We start from the raw sequence: 15822 nt of genomic DNA on the forward strand, positions 1-15822 counted from the left end.
ATGCATCAGGAGAACAATGAGCAAGAATATTTCGCCACACTGAAAGAGCGCACGACGCAACTGGGTGGACAACAACAGGAGTTGGCTCAGTATGTTGTGGAACTGGGTAAGCTTCATTACATACAAGAGGTTGAGGAGCCATTTATCAAATGTCAGCAAATACTGAAAGAACGGGCGGCAGAAAGCGGAGAACCGCTGTTCAAGCCACTGGCAGAAGTGTTGCGTTCTCTAATTGGACAAACAGCTGGCGATGTGTTTGCACATCTAACCGAGCATGTGACCGAATATCCTTACAGCACTGGGTATGAGCGCAGACCGTTTCGCACTTCGGATATTACCGCTCATACTTCCCGGGTTTATAAAAAAATGGTGCAGTTGATCCGAATGGACTGTATCGGATTCTCTATAATGGATTATTTAACGAAAAAGGATTACGAACCAGGCAGGGATTACCGGATTCAGGAAACGATTGGGGATTGGATTGCTTACGAGCTAGACAACGGCAATTCACAGGTGCTAGAGGCGCTAAAAGCTATTATTTATGGGGATAATCAGGCGGCGCTACTTACGCGCAATATGATTAAAGGCATGCTGCTAAGCCATCAAGATGAGAATTATCACATGATTGGCGAGCTGCTGGCAGCGGCCAGGCTTCAAGAGGGATTACGCCAAAGCATTGTGGAGCAAATGGATGAAGGAACTCCTCAGGCTCTCATTTATCTGTTAAAGGTGATCATCGACCAAGGCTTCATTCGATACAGTTCGGTAGTGCGGGCGCTTGCAGTCTGGACGGGCATGGGCCTGGAATCCGCCAATCAGCGAGTCGTTCGCCAACTGATCGAGCAGGCATATGAAGCATTAACTCGCACTGAACAGCGCCAGGAATGGCTGACCAGCTCAAATGCTAACGAACTATATATGAGTTTGTGGGCTACGGCAGTACATGAGGAACGTGATTTATATGGACAGGTTCGCCAACTTATGGAGCAGGGAGCAGCATACCAGAAGATTGTAGCACAGTATGTACTGTCTAATACTAAAAACAAGGATCTGCGCCTCGGAATTGCGAGAGAATATCTGGATGAGACGGACCCGGAGCTTCGCTATTGGATACTGACGAACTATACAACTGATTATTTTTATGAATGGGTAGAAGGCGGGACGGTCGCGGATCGAATCGTTAAAGTGGCGCGCACTCCTTTGCTGGAGAGCAAAGAGGAGCGTCGTAAGGATTTTGAACGACTTCATAATCTGTTTGTACATATGAAAAAGGGTGAGTCTACCGAGCCTTCCAAGGTGCTGGATTATGTAAACCTGTATCACCGCTCGGATGCACCTATTCAAAAAATGCTGTATCTCGCTGGTTATGATATGGATGCTTCCTGGATTGGGGAAATTATAGCCTTAAAGGATCAGATTAGCCCTAATCTGCGCGGCGAGATATTGAATCATTTTGTGCAGAACCCTGAGGATACGGTACAGCGTGATTTTATCTTTTCCAGCTTGTCAGACAAAAGCATGAGTATCCGTGAGTTCGCTGTGGCCAAGGCACGTAAGCTGACGCTGTCGGAACCAGAAATGCAGCAAATGGAAGCTTTATTAAAGCTCAAGACAGGCTCGTTGCGACAAAGTGTCATCGGTGTGTTGCTTTCACAAGCGGAAGAGCCGCTTGCAGGCTCATTGGAACGCTTGCTTCGTGCGAAGGCGGAACTGCAACGATTGGGTGGACTGGAAATATTGACGAAGATATATGCAGACCCGGATCGTGCCGAGCAGTATGAAAGCCTGCGGGCTTTAGCGGATATCATTCAGCAACCCACCGCCAAAGAGGAGCAACTGCTGTCCAAGCTGGGACAGGAGGATGCTTATACAGGGACAAACGGCTTTGGCTTGTACGATCCGAATGTCAAGGAAGCTTGGTTGGAAGAGAAGGTTGATCTGGGTGATTTCCGAATGGCCGATGTTTTTGCTAGTCCATTGGAGAAGCTCAAGCAGTTTTTGAGTGGACTGGATGAGCTTATTCATCATCATCGTGATGTGGAATATACTGCGGAGTATTATTCAGGCTACAAAGATACATTGCTTATTGGGACGAATCTTCGCCCTCTACGACTGGTTCAGGTCGATGAAGAAGTAGATTCCAGGCTGTCTTTATATCCTCTTTATGAGGAATGGGAACGTTATTTGCAGGAAAGCGGCATAGAAGCACGTGATCTGCTGGAGCTTGTTTTTTATGATCGATTGGAGCCAATGGACCAAACGTTGGATCGCTACTATCGATATTTCTCATTTAACTTTGGCTATTCAGAACAAAGCAAGCAAAAGCTGCTAGAAGGATGGCGTAAAGACTTCGCCGAACAAATGTATCCTTTAGAGCGGATTAACGAGGTTCAAAAGTGGATGGCAGAGCTGACCTATTCCGATCAGGTAAGCACATTAATTAATGCTTATTTTATGGACACATCCGGTTCCGAAACATTTGACGTAATCGACCTTGCCTTCAATTCACTAATGCAGAGCATGCCTAAGGATAGACCTGTAGAGGATATGGGAATGTTTCATTTATTGTCCGGCCCGTGGGTGGCATTGGAGAAAGGGCGAGTCCATGATAATGAGTCCTTTAAGCGCTTTTTCCATACCTTTGTGAACTACGCAGAATGGCCAGGCATGGAAAATCGTTTTTATTCTCCGCTGGATCTGGAGGATTACTTCAAAGCCTATGAAAAAGGGCTGATCAGTGTAGGTGAAGTGTATCGGGAGTTGCTGGCCGGTCGTGAAAGCAGAAGGCATATGAGCACCTTAACCAATGCTCGTAATACATGGATTTCCAGCAAGCCAGAATTTTTGGAGATACGTCGTACGGTTATTGATCGACTGCTAGAGGTTGAATTGGTTCGAGGCGATTTGCCTACCGAAGCCACGTCAAAGGTGATGGGTCTGAGCCGGATTGAAGGCATGGATTATTTTATCCGTATTCTGGAGGGGCTCGACAAGGAAACGTTCGTGCGTGGTTATGTGTATGGCTACGGTGATCGTATTACCAAAAAAGAATCGTTCAGCCACTTGCTCAAGGCATGTTATCCAAGTGATGGCGAGGATGCTGCATTACTCAAGGAGAAGCTGAAGAAAACTAAAATTACAGATAAACGTTTGTTGGAGGCGGCAATGTATGCCCCACAATGGATTGAGATTGTAGCAGGCTATCTCGGGTGGGAAGGACTTCGCAGTGCAGCATGGTACTTCCATGCGCATATCAATGAAGGCTTTTCGGCTGAGAAGGAAACGATTGTAGCTCATTATTCACCGATAGCTCCGCAGGATTTTAATGATGGTGCCTTTGATATTCACTGGTTTCATGAGGCCTATGAGACGCTGGGCGAGGAACGATTTGATCTGCTGTACGACTGTGCCAAGTATATTTCGGCTGGAGCCAATCATCGTCGATCCCAATTGTTTGCGGATGCGACGTTGGGTAAGCTGAAACGAAGTGAAATGGAAAAATCAGTGGAAGACAAGCGAAACAAAGACCATTTGTTGACCTACAGTTTGATTCCACTTGCCGAGCCGCCTGAACCAGATGTCCGCGAACGTTATGATTTTATCCAGAAGTTTCTGGAACAAAGCAAGAAATTCGGGGCACAGCGTAAGGCTAGTGAGGCACTGGTTTCACGGATTGCGCTCGGGAATTTGGCACGTAATGCAGGTTATGATGACGTAACCCGTCTCGTCTGGGACATGGAAGCTCGCAAGCTGGATGATCTCCGCTCTTATTTTGAGCCCCATGCCTTAGATGAGGCTACAACGATACAACTGGTCATTGATGATGAAGGAACGGCAGATATTGAAATTGTCAGCAAAGGGAAGACGCTGAAATCCATTCCGGCTCGTTTCAAGAAGGATGAGTATGTTACGGCGTTGAAAGAGCTTAAAGGAGATCTGGTAGACCAATATCGCAGAGCTCGCAAAGAATTGGAACGCTCTATGGAGTCTGGTACGACCTTTATGGTGAAGGAATTAAGAGGATTGTTAGGCAATCCTGTGCTTGCTCCGCTGGTGAGGACACTGGTTTTCAAAGCTGGTGATCACCTCGGTTATTTTAATGGGGATACGTTGGTGTTGACTGCTCCTTCTGCTGAACAGCATACTATTGGAGAAGAGGATAAGTTGGTTATTGCACATCCACTTCATTTGTACGAAAGTGGTCGTTGGAGCGAATTCCAGAAGGACTTATTCGACCGCCAGATACGCCAGCCATTTAAGCAGGTGTTCCGTGAGCTGTATCTGCTGAATGCTGATGAACGTGCCAACGCGACAGTTTCCCGTCGGTATGCGGGACATCAGGTACAGCCGAATAAAACGGTATCCTTACTAAAAAGTCGCCAATGGACAGTCAGCTATGAAGACGGACTCCAGAAGGTGTACTATGCCGAGAATCTGATTGCGAACCTGTATGCCATGGCCGATTGGTTCTCACCAGCGGATACTGAGGCTCCTACACTGGAGACCGTGCAGTTCTTTGATCGGACAACATATAAGAGCGTGCCTTTGGAGGAGGTTCCACCTGTTCTGTTCTCTGAAGTTATGCGGGACGTGGATCTGGTCGTCAGTGTTGCTCATGTAGGCGGCGTTGATCCAGAGGCTAGTCTGACAACCGTTGAAATGCGTAAGGTCATTGTACAGGAATCCCTTCGTCTGCTGAAAATTAGCAATGTACGCTTAGATGGGAATTACGCACGTATAGATGGGAATCTTGGCGAGTATGCGGTGCACCTCGGAAGCGGTGGGGTCTACAAGCAAGCCAAGGGAGCACTGCACATTATTCCGGTGCATTCGCAGCATCGTGGTCGCATCTTCCTGCCGTTTCTGGATGAGGATCCAAGAACAGCCGAGATTCTATCCAAAATAGCGTTGCTGGCTGATGATCAGAAAATCAAGGACCCACAAATTCTTGAACAGCTTCAAGCGTAGAATAGAAATTGTAATATAAAGAAAATCATAATTAACTCAACGTTCGCATCTAGACAAGGCTTCAAATCATCGACTGTGCAAGTGGAAGCTAAGTTTAGCTGCGGAGGTTGAGTTATTTAATATCAGGTATGAATCGAGCTCGAATAAGGAGATATGCGTAAAAAGTTGTTCCTGGTTTTGAAGGGAAGCTTACGACATCACAATTGACGATAATAGGAGAATACAGCGATGGTAAATAGCATCCTTTTAAAAGAGTACGCAACCGAGTATCAATCGCAAGTTGTCGATTTAATTTTACATATTCAACAGAACGAATATAATATCGCCATCACTAAAGAAGATCAGCCTGATCTGCTTGATATTAAAAACTTTTATCAGCATGGTAACGGCAACTTCTGGGTGGCTCTTCATGAAGGAATCGTAGTAGGGACGGTTGCCTTACTAGATATCGAAAACTATAAGACGGCGCTCAGAAAGATGTTTGTAAAACAAAACTATAGAGGCAAAGCCTTTAATGTTTCAAATCAATTACTTCAGCATGCCATAGGATGGGCCAAGGAACGGTCTGTTGAGGGAATATATCTTGGAACAACACCGCAATTCGTAGCCGCTCATCGTTTTTATGAGAAGAATGGATTTGTTAGTATAGCTCTTGATGAATTGCCAATGGGCTTTCCAGTTATGAAAGTAGATAAAAAGTTTTACAAATACACCATTCAATAAATGGCCTGAACCAAGACGATCCTAAAGGAAATTCCTGCTCAAAACTGACTTCGTGCTCGCCTCGCTGCCTTCCTGCCGAGCTGCAATACAAACTGCCGCCGAGCAGGAATTTCTTTTGTTTAGGACAGGTGTTTGCTAGAATGAAGAAGACCGTGTAAGCCAATGTTAACTATACAACTGGGAGGGATACAAGTATGAGCAAAAAGATTAAATGGGGAATTGTCGGTACGGGATGGATCTCAGATCAGTTTGTTGCCGATCTGCAACATGTTACGAATGGAGAAGGATACGCCGTTGGATCACGCAATATTGAAAGCGCTACCGAATTTGCAGCCAAGCATCAAATGGCACAGGCTTATGGTAGCTATGAGGAATTAGTGCAAGATTCCGAGGTCGATGCTATTTACATAGGGACTCCTCATCCTTTTCATAAAGAAAATGTTCTAGCAGCTCTACGAGCGGGCAAAGCCGTCTTGTGTGAGAAACCCTTCACCGTCAACAGCAAAGAGTTGGAGGAACTAATCCGTTACGCCCGTGACCATAAGCTATTCCTGATGGAAGCAATGTGGACGCGTTTTTTGCCTCCGATACGCCAAGTGCAGGAGTGGCTACATGCGGGACGTATTGGTGAAGTGAAGTTGGTGAAGGCGGAATTCGGTTTTCGCATAGATTGGAACCCAGAGGGAAGATTATTGAATCCCGAGCTGGGCGGAGGGGCATTATTAGATGCGGGAATTTACCCCGTTTCTTTTGCTTCGATGGTGTTTGGCCCTGAACCAGAGCATGTATGGAGTACTGCTTATATCGGGGAAACGGGCGTTGATGAGACATTTTCAATCATGTTGGATTATGGAAAAGGACGTACAGCTATGCTTAATGGGGCAGTTCGTCTCGGACTGACGAATGAAGCTTATATCCATGGAACCAAGGGCTATATTCACATTCCGTCGTTCCTGAATGGTACATCGGCTACTTTAGTTGTGGACGGTGAAGAGGCGCAAAACTTTCAGGATGATCGTTCCTCTACAGGCTATGCTTTTGAGGCAGAAGAAGTTGGGCGCTGCTTGAACGAAGGTTTGCTCGAAAGCTCTACTATTTCTTTGGATGAATCATTAGGAATTATGAAATTGATGGATCAGATTCGTTCACAGTGGGGACTTCGGTATCCGTTTGAATAATCACATTGAATCCACAGTGCTTCCAGGGACCGTTCAGGTTCCTGGATTTTTTTGTTACCCAAACTTTTTTATACATAAGTATTCCCAATTTCCTAAAATAGAGGCTTTGGTCGCACGCTAAAAAAGACCATAGAAGCATGTCAAAGTGTGGGACATATGAATCATTTTTTATGATTATAAATAGTTAAAAATACGTCATTAAAAAGTTACAAAAGTGTAATCTTATGATTGGTTAACTGAATTGTTAGCGTTCTCTTTTTATGAGAAAGAATGAAGGTCCTAGTGTTCTTCTTCCAAAAACTTTCAATGAAATTTCCGAAAATGTGCGGTAGGGTGGTAAACGTGTCACTTGAGCCATTGCGGCTTTTGCTGATTTGCTTGCTTATCCCGTGGCTCTGGATTTTTGTTGGAGCTCGCAGGGTCGAGAGCCTTTGCAAGCCTGTGAGCGTTGAATAGGCATTCACCTCATGACCAAACATCAAGGAGGAATTACAAACGTGAAAGTAAAATCAACATGGGTGTTCCGTATGGTGATGATGACAGTCATTGCGGCTGTTGTGATCGGACCTATGCATATTGCAGGAGCGGCAGGAAGCCGGACAGATCGGCCTTGGATGAACACGTCCCTGTCGGCTGAGAAACGGACAGCATTGCTGTTACAAGAAATGACGTTGGAAGAAAAAATAGATCTGGTGACTGGTAAGGTCAACAATTATTATGGATTTTATAATAATTCGATGGAACGGTTGGGTATTCCAGCGTTAAAGATGGCAGATGGACCTGCGGGTGTGCGGATCGCCAATCCGGATGTGCAGGACAAGCAATCGACGGCGCTGCCTGCCCCTATTGCACTGGCCGCAACCTGGGATACCCAAGCTGCCAAACAGTATGGAGATTTGCTTGGAGACGAGGCTTTTAATACAACTCATAATGTGGTGCTGGGACCGGGGATGGATATTGCCCGCATTCCATGGGGATCGAGAAACTTTGAATCTATGGGCGAGGACCCGCTACTCCAATCGCAAATGGCGACCGCTTATGTCAAAGGTGTACAAAGCCACCCTGTCTTGGCGACTGCGAAACATTACCTTATGAATAATCAGGAGACGGAGCGTTTCACGACAAATGTCAAAGTCAGTGACCGTGCGCTGCATGAAATTTACATACGCCCGTTTGAGGAGGCTATTGCCAAGGCAGATTTGGGCGGAGCTATGTGCTCCTTTAACAAGGTCAACGGCGAATCGGCATGTGAGAACAAGACCATCCTGACAGACCTTTTGAAAAAGGAAATGCAATTCAAGGGTTTCGTGATGAGTGATTATGGCGCGAATCTGAGTACAGTCGAATCGGCAAATAGCGGCTTGGACCTGGAAACACCGGGAACCCCTTATGGTAAATGGGGAGATCAGCTGCTGGATGCGGTCAAGACTGGTAAAGTAAGTGAACAAACGATTGATGATAAGGCTAAGCGTATTCTTGTGCAGATGTTCAGTAAAGGTTTGTTTGATCACCCGGCTCAAAATAATCAAATTGATGCCCGTGACCATGGTAAAACAGCCCGTCAATTGGCTGAGGAAAGTATGGTGCTGCTTCAAAATAAAAACAACGTATTACCGTTGTCTCAAGATAAACTCAAATCCATTGCTGTGATTGGTCCAGATGCAGATAACGGCACCGTGGCAGGCGGAGGCAGTTCGTTGGTGAATCCGACGTACACGGTGAGTCCGCTGGAGGGCATTCGTAATCGTGTAGGCAAAGGAGTTACCGTCCAGTATGCACCGGGCACGGATCCTATTTCTGCGGGGGACATTATGCCAGGTCCATCAGCTGTTCCGTCTTCGTTGCTGACCACATCCGATCAGAAAGAGAATATCAGTGTTGGATATGCAACTTATGGCGATGCTGAGCAGGGACTGCGAGGCGAATACTGGAAGAATAACAAGATGGAAGGCAATCCGATTCTTGTGCGCAATGATGATCAAGTCAATATGAACCTTGGCTTTTATAATTATCAGGGTTTCAATGCGAAGTCTCCTAAAGTTCCCAATACACCCACGACCCTGAATGGTTTGATATCTGCACGCTGGACAGGGGCTATTGCAGCTCCCAAGGATGGTGACTATGCATTGTCATTAACCAGTCTGGGATCAAGCAAGTTGTATATTGATGACAAGCTATTTGTAGATAATCAGGGTACGAAGCTGGAAACAACGAAGAAAAACATCTCGTTCAAAGCGGGGGAAAAACATAAGATACGTATTGAATATCGTGCCGATTATCCAACAAATGGTCGCGATTCTGGCGGTATGGTTCGTCTGGGCTGGGAGCCTCCGGCAGATACGACAGACAAGCTGATTGACAATGCTGTAAAGCTGGCCAAAAAATCGGATGTTGCGATTGTGGTCACACGTACGTATGAGAGCGAAGGATATGTGGAGCGTTCCGATATGGAGCTGCCGAACAATCAGGATCGGCTGATCCGTGCGGTTGCCGCTGCCAATCCGAAAACCATTGTGGTACAAATGAGCGGTAGAGCTGTGCAGATGGACACCTGGCAGAACAAAGTTCCTGCGATCGTACAGGCATGGTTTGCTGGTCAAGAGCAAGGGAATGCCATAGCGCGCGTCTTGTTTGGGGATGTAAATCCTTCTGGCAAGCTACCGGTAACCTTCCCGGTTAACGAGCAGTCTACACCTGTATCCTCACCGGAGAAATTTCCGGGTGTCAATGGAGTGGGTGACTATTCAGATGGTATTTTTGTAGGCTACCGTGGATATGAAAAATCGGGTATCCAACCTGCGTTCTCCTTTGGACACGGTTTATCCTACACGACTTTCGGATACAGTGATTTGAAGGTAAAACAGCATGCGAGTGGAAAGAAATCCGATCGTACAAGTTCAGTCGAGGTTTCGCTTAAATTGAAAAACACTGGGAAAAAAGCTGGAGCTGAGGTTGTACAGGTATACAGCGGTAAGCTCCCGACCAATGTAGAGACCCCATCCCGTCAACTGGCAGGTTGGGCCAAGGTGGAATTAAAGCCGGGCCAAGAGAAGAAAGTCCGCATTGAGCTTGACCCGAAAGCTCTCTCTTATTGGGATGAAAAATCCAAAGCATGGGTTATGCCATCTGGTGAAGTTCCGATTTATGTAGGCAGCTCCTCTCAGGATACAAGACTGACAGGAAGTGTTACGATTCCGGCAACCTCTACAGAAAAGGCAAAAAAGTAATCCCGTTATATTCCTTTTAAAGTGGTTAAATTTCAAGAGAGCACGGGCACTAGCACCGGCTCTCTTTTTGCTATAAGTAGGTAACCATTCTAATAGGATCTAATAGGTATGCAAAGGGAAAACCTAGTGAAAGCTGTAATAGTAGGAACGATGGAGACAGGATGATTATAGAGAGAGGAGGATATAGATGAAGAAACTCCAAAAACAACGACGTTCTGACTTCTTGCTGCTTATAGTTGCAGCTATCATCTTGATTGGTGCTATTCTGGTCAGTCTGGCTATGCAGAATGGTGTGAACACGGCAGGCGAAAAGAATGTCAGTATGTGGCTAACCACACCGGACCCCGCGAATCGTCTAACACAGCAAGCCCCAATTCCATGGAGAATAGACGACAGTAACGAAGCTGCAGCGAGTGCGGATACACTGACGGTTGAGATTAGACCCAATATTCGTTACCAGACGATGGAAGGGTTTGGTGCAGCCGTATCCGGTTCGTCCGCATATCTGATGAATCATGGCATGTCTGCCAATCAGCGTGACCAGTTGCTCAATGATTTGTTTACAGCTGGCGGCATTCAATTAAGCTATATTCGCCATACCATTGGAGCATCAGATTATTCAGTGGATGAACAGGGACAACCTAGCAGCTATACTTACGATGATGTGGCAACCGGCAAGGACTATGAGCTAAATCATTTTTCCATTGCCAAGGATCGGGATGTGATCGATGTGCTGAAGCAAATTCTGAGAAGAAACCAGGATCTACGGATTATGGGGACTCCATGGACGGCCCCGCCCTGGATGAAATATGGTGAGCAGATATATAACGGCTGGTATTTGGACTATACCGATCCGCGTGTCTATCAGGCGTATGCTGACTATTTTGTTCGTTATATACAAGCCTATGCGAACGAGGGAGTCCCAATTCAGGCGATTTCCATTCAAAATGAACCGGAATTCACCACGTCCAAGTATCCCAGCATGAGTATGGGAGCAGTGGAGCAGGCGAAATTTATCAAGCAATACTTAGGCCCTGCTTTAAGTCGAAACGATTTGTCTACCCACATTATTGCCTTTGACCATAACTGGGATACAGGGAGTGAATATGCCAAGAACGTGCTGGGAGACGAACAGGCTCGAAGCTATACGCACGGAACAGCCTTTCATTGCTACCAAGGAGAGCCGACAGCGATGACAGACGTGCACGATGCTTTTCCGGATAAGCCTGTTTATATGACAGAATGCAGCGGAGGAGCATGGAGCCCAGGCTTTGGAGATGATTTAAGCTGGGATATGTCCAAGCTGATTATTGGTGCACCTCGAAACTGGTCGCAAAACGTCCTCTTTTGGAATATTGCACTTGATCCATCCGGCGGTCCGGCCAATGGTGGATGTACCAACTGCAGAGGTGTAGTGACCATCGACCCGTTAAGCGGTGCCGTTACAAAAAATGTAGAATACTATGCGATTGGACATGCCAGCAAATTTGTTCGTCCAGGTGCGGTACGTATTGATTCTACCCATTATAGTGGAAGTATCGAAACAGTCGCTTATCGTAACCCCGACGGTACGCTGGTCCTGATTGCCGCCAATACGGGAGAGAACACCAAGACATTTAAGGTTCGGCAGGGAAATCAAGTTTTCAAATCAACCCTTCCATCCAAGTCAGCAGCTACCTTTCAATGGGAGCCTACAACTTCCTGATACGGTCTCTACATCAATGTTTATAAAAATTTTAGAGTGCTTAGCCCTAACTGGCTAAGTGCTCTTTTTTCTCTACCAAGTTCCAATTGTGAATAAATAAAATTTTAATATTGTTCAGAATCGGTTCAGAAGCGGATGATAAGATCTTTTCACTAACAAAAGAATGAACCGTGTACGAGGAAAAACTGGTGATCAAGAACCAATAAAGAATGGCAGAAGGCGCTAATCGTGACGTTGCTGGCAGGTATGGCATGAAGACCACAGCTTTGTTCATGTGGAAAAGAAAGGGGACACGTCAGTAATTGTGAGTAAAGCGAATACAGTATCTTTTACCGATCAATCCAATATGTCGTCCCAAGCGTTGCAGGTGGTACAGGAGGCTGTGAAGCAAGGGCTGATCACCGGTTATCCAGATGGCTCATTTCAGCCAGATCAACCACTGACGGGTAAGGAAATGGCCGCTTTGCTGGCTAATGCACTTAAGCTTGCCGTAACGGCGAAAGCAGTAACTTTTAATGACACACAGGGGAGTTGGGCCCTTCCTTATATAGAGGCGGTGCGTGCGGCAGGTCTAATGACTGAGGACCCAACGGGAGTTTTCCACCCGGGTGCTCCGGTGAGTCATGAGGAATGTGGCAGTTCTATAACGAATCCAACACCCACACCTAACCATGTACCTGTTACAGCCACAGTTCCTCCCGATCAATATGGCATTGTAGGTTCTGGAGATACTCTAGTAGATTTAAAAAATGTATTTTTTGGTGCTGATCAGGATGAGCTATCGTATCATGCGATCACTTCAGATGTAAACGTAGTAAAAGCAGAAATAGCAAGCCAACAGCTTACGTTAAAGCCAAAATCAGCAGGAAGCACACAGGTGTTTGTGACAGCAAAGGATGGAAAAGGTGGTAGAGCGAGCGTGTTTTTCACCTATACAGTCACTGGCTCTACTTATAGCTCAACTTTGACGTAATTAGATGTTACAAAGCTGGACGTTCACGTTGTATTTAGTGGTACTGCCTGGCAGAGCGACTATATTTCAGGTTCATTAGGAACCACAGGAGGCATTTTTTTTGTTCTTTTCACAATATGTCGATGGTGGAGACGGTCGCATCGTGCTGCAATTGTTTTACAACCGAGAATGTGACTTCTCTCATAAAATAGAAGGATATGAGCTGGAGGTTCACCAATTCATGAAAAATACGAACTGCATGAACGTGTCCAGCATAGCGCTATATCCGGTTAACCCATTAATACCGTATCTGATCATAAACAGCATCTTTTACGATTTTATGGATGTTACAAATGTTTCCTATTTTAATCAAGAGGGTCATTTCTATAACCCAAGCGAATTTAATACGGTCGCATATGTACTAAAATATCATGGAACTGTGGTAGATGTGCTTGGGGAGCCTCATTCGCAGGATCAATTGTTTCCTCAAGGTGGGACATTTGTTCGTAAACAAGGTATAACATGCGGATCGCCTGTTTTTAATCAGCAGAATGAGTGGATTGCATACCCGAAAGGTACTTATCAATATGTGGGAAGGCATACACCTTAATTGTGTATATTGGGGGGAGGCAAAAAAACTTCGAACAGAAAAGCTGAAGGTTTTCATCGTATGTATCTTACAACATTTGGTGAACTTAGTTTTACGAAGTTAGTTTATAAGGATTGCTTGGTAAAAATTAGAGATTTCCATACAGATTTGGTTGGATGCTTCTAATGGAGAAAGTTGTGTAGTTATGCATGAGTGATGCTTGGCAGTAGCTTGCTTTTCAACGTTTCCCATCAATCTACCGGGTCATATTCTCCGGCTAACACAAGAATGGAAGAATTGTAACAAAAGATTAAGACTTCAATGAGCGAGAATTATAGTATCCTTGAATGAAAGTTCAACACTCCAAGGAGTAGTTTTCCTTCGCGGTCTCTACTCCTTTTGGCATTAAGCTATAAAGGGAAACGTTTGTTTAATCAAACAGCGGTAGTCTAGGACTTTATTTCTCGTCCAAGGCTGCTGCTGTCTTTTTTTTTGGGGACAATCGGATACTTATTTTATCGAGTTTGCCGATTTTGAAAATTGAAAAGACGCTTGGAACTGTATATCTAGTCTAATATTTTACTTACTTATGCTTATGCCAGGTATTTTTTTATGATGTAGTTTTCCTATATTTGTGACCAAATCGTTTTTGCCTCTGTTAACTTCCCTCGTGTCCTCAATGCAATTGAAGTAGCGATCCGTTATCAATTTTGATTGATTTGTCTTCTGTTATTAGTACAAGCATTTTTCATCCTCTTAGCATGTAATAGAGCATGAGGGGAGGTGAATCCAATTGGCTAATACACGTCGTCCAGTAAAAAAGAAAATAACGCAATATAACTCTCCAGAACACAGATGTCACAGAAGATGTCGCAGAGCTTGCTGGTATGGTGACCACTGGGATCTTTGCGAGGAATGCAGAGTAGACCATAACGGAAACAACAACAGCTCGCGCAAAAATAGTGGTAAAAGCAGCGTTGTGAAGAAAGTGAAAAAAATCAAGAAAACTTGCAAATGTGGAAAACGATAAGTAATCAAAAACATCTGTTAGCGCTTAAAAGCCTTCTCTGTTAATACAAGAGGGGGCTTTTAAGGTTATAAAACCACAATAAAAAACATATCGGGGGATATATCATGGGATGGTTAGCAGAGGGCGTAAAGAAGAAAACAATGACCATTCGAGAGTCTACGACATTATGGAGGCATACAATACATATGAAAAATGTATCTATATCACTAAAGCGATGAGAATAGTAAACACCTGGATTAAAAACTGTGGTACTAAGATTAAAAATTCCATTTTTATTTCCTCCTTATTAAGACCCTAAACGATGTATAACTGTTTTCCTAAATTTCTAAAGATCAAAAAATAATGGTAAGAGGGAATTTTGAATGAAGAAAAATGGTTTACGCTACTTGCTACACTTACAATGGTGGCTGCATTAGGTACTTCTGTATCCGCTGCACCTGTTGTTCCGTCGGCTGATACTTCAGTTTCGGTTTCTGCTTCTGAAGCTTTAACAAAAGATCAAGCTACATCCGAAACTGCTGTCGATCAATCTGAGCAAGAGGCTCAAAAAGTTGTCACAAAATACTTAACTGCTATGCACGAAAAGAATTTTTCGGATGCAGTAATAGAACTGATTTTGACAAAATTGAAGTTGTTGGTGCCCAAAAAGAGTCCAATTCGAGTGTAGCAGTTACAGTCAAAGAGGATGGGGAAAAACAAAATATGAAAGTAATCAAAGATGGTGAAGAGTGGAAGTTAGTTCTTGGTGATGGCAATCCTGCAACCGTTAAAGCACTGAATCCATCTGAAATTTCTACAAATGCGGCTGTAGACTATTACTTAGTGGGGTTCAATATGGAACTGTACTAATGGGGGGCGACGCATTTTCTGTTGGTTCATCCCATTCGGCGACAATCAAAGGATGGCAAGACACAGGTATTAGTGACGTAAAAGCTGTTAATAGATATGAGATTGTGCAAGATGTATGGAATGGATGGAAAGAATGGAGTGTTCCACAGAAGGTATCTGGAAACAGTTCTGAAAAAGATTCTAGTACCTGGTACAGTAGATCTTTTGATGGTATCCCGGCAGGTAGTGGATATCATATCAGAATTTTGAATTGTTTTCATTCAAAAAAACGAACGCTACATTTGAAGCTGCAATGCTGATTGATTGAGAAGTAGGGGGTTTCTGGAGAAATTCAGGAGAGCCCTTTTTAATACATGCTTGAAACTAAAGGCTGGTTTTAACCAGCCGGGGTATCTGTAGCAAGTAGACTGACTGATCGACAAGTAAGAGAGCGACTCCCTCTGTTTCATATTTAATAAATAAAAATTTGACATCAATCAAATCATATTTCCCTCGGTTGTCCTCCAAAAAGTCTTGAAGATATCCCATCTCCCACTAACCATTAATAATCCTACTTTTGAGAGCTTCTTTTTCACTAGGCACCATACCTAACAGGAGAGAG

9 protein-coding genes are annotated in these 15822 nt (G+C 44.6%); all 9 read left to right on the forward strand.

Features of this window, described 5'->3' with window-relative positions:
- The 9 genes from HFD99_RS20295 to HFD99_RS25795 all read left to right on the forward strand — a co-directional run bounded on the left by HFD99_RS20295 (position 1) and on the right by HFD99_RS25795 (position 15221).
- Positions 1-4968, forward strand: a complete 4968-nt coding sequence (locus tag HFD99_RS20295) for a DUF4132 domain-containing protein (RefSeq protein WP_123796836.1) — start codon at positions 1-3, stop codon at positions 4966-4968.
- Positions 4969-5196: 228 nt separating this feature from the next.
- Complete coding sequence (locus HFD99_RS20300) at positions 5197-5691, forward strand: GNAT family N-acetyltransferase (RefSeq protein ID WP_123796837.1); 495 nt, start codon at positions 5197-5199, stop codon at positions 5689-5691.
- Between the two features lie 194 nt (positions 5692-5885).
- Entirely contained in the window at positions 5886-6869 is a 984-nt protein-coding gene (locus tag HFD99_RS20305) for a Gfo/Idh/MocA family protein (protein ID WP_016819902.1), read from the forward strand.
- A 497-nt stretch (positions 6870-7366) separates the two neighbouring features.
- Positions 7367-10096 (forward strand): beta-glucosidase, encoded by a 2730-nt coding sequence (locus tag HFD99_RS20310; protein ID WP_123796838.1) that lies wholly within the window; start codon positions 7367-7369, stop codon positions 10094-10096.
- 187 nt (positions 10097-10283) lie between these two features.
- Positions 10284-11801, forward strand: a complete 1518-nt coding sequence (locus HFD99_RS20315) for a glycoside hydrolase family 30 protein (protein WP_123796839.1) — start codon at positions 10284-10286, stop codon at positions 11799-11801.
- A 304-nt stretch (positions 11802-12105) separates the two neighbouring features.
- The gene (locus HFD99_RS20320; RefSeq protein WP_123796840.1) at positions 12106-12774 is read left to right on the forward strand and encodes an S-layer homology domain-containing protein; all 669 of its coding nucleotides are present in this window, start codon (positions 12106-12108) and stop codon (positions 12772-12774) included.
- A gap of 100 nt (positions 12775-12874) precedes the next feature.
- Positions 12875-13363, forward strand: a complete 489-nt coding sequence (locus HFD99_RS20325) for an RTX toxin (protein ID WP_123796841.1) — start codon at positions 12875-12877, stop codon at positions 13361-13363.
- Positions 13364-14730: 1367 nt separating this feature from the next.
- Positions 14731-15039 carry a hypothetical protein gene (locus HFD99_RS20330; protein ID WP_225164846.1) on the forward strand — a complete coding sequence of 103 codons (309 nt, stop codon included), beginning with the start codon at positions 14731-14733 and terminating at the stop codon, positions 15037-15039.
- 35 nt (positions 15040-15074) lie between these two features.
- Positions 15075-15221, forward strand: a complete 147-nt coding sequence (locus HFD99_RS25795) for a hypothetical protein (RefSeq protein ID WP_225164847.1) — start codon at positions 15075-15077, stop codon at positions 15219-15221.
- The last annotated feature ends 601 nt before the right edge of the window (positions 15222-15822 follow it).

The sequence above is a fragment of the Paenibacillus sp. EKM301P genome (assembly GCF_011800295.1).
Lineage (GTDB): Bacteria > Bacillota > Bacilli > Paenibacillales > Paenibacillaceae > Paenibacillus > Paenibacillus polymyxa.

What these genes read in the sequence shown, in the direction of transcription:
- HFD99_RS20305 (WP_016819902.1), top strand. Translation starts at nt 5,886, where the DNA reads ATGAGCAAAAAGATTAAATGGGGAATTGTCGGTACGGGATGGATCTCA.
- HFD99_RS20295 (WP_123796836.1), top strand. Translation starts at nt 1, where the DNA reads ATGCATCAGGAGAACAATGAGCAAGAATATTTCGCCACACTGAAAGAG.
- HFD99_RS25795 (WP_225164847.1), top strand. Translation starts at nt 15,075, where the DNA reads ATGAAAGTAATCAAAGATGGTGAAGAGTGGAAGTTAGTTCTTGGTGAT.
- HFD99_RS20300 (WP_123796837.1), top strand. Translation starts at nt 5,197, where the DNA reads ATGGTAAATAGCATCCTTTTAAAAGAGTACGCAACCGAGTATCAATCG.
- HFD99_RS20315 (WP_123796839.1), top strand. Translation starts at nt 10,284, where the DNA reads ATGAAGAAACTCCAAAAACAACGACGTTCTGACTTCTTGCTGCTTATA.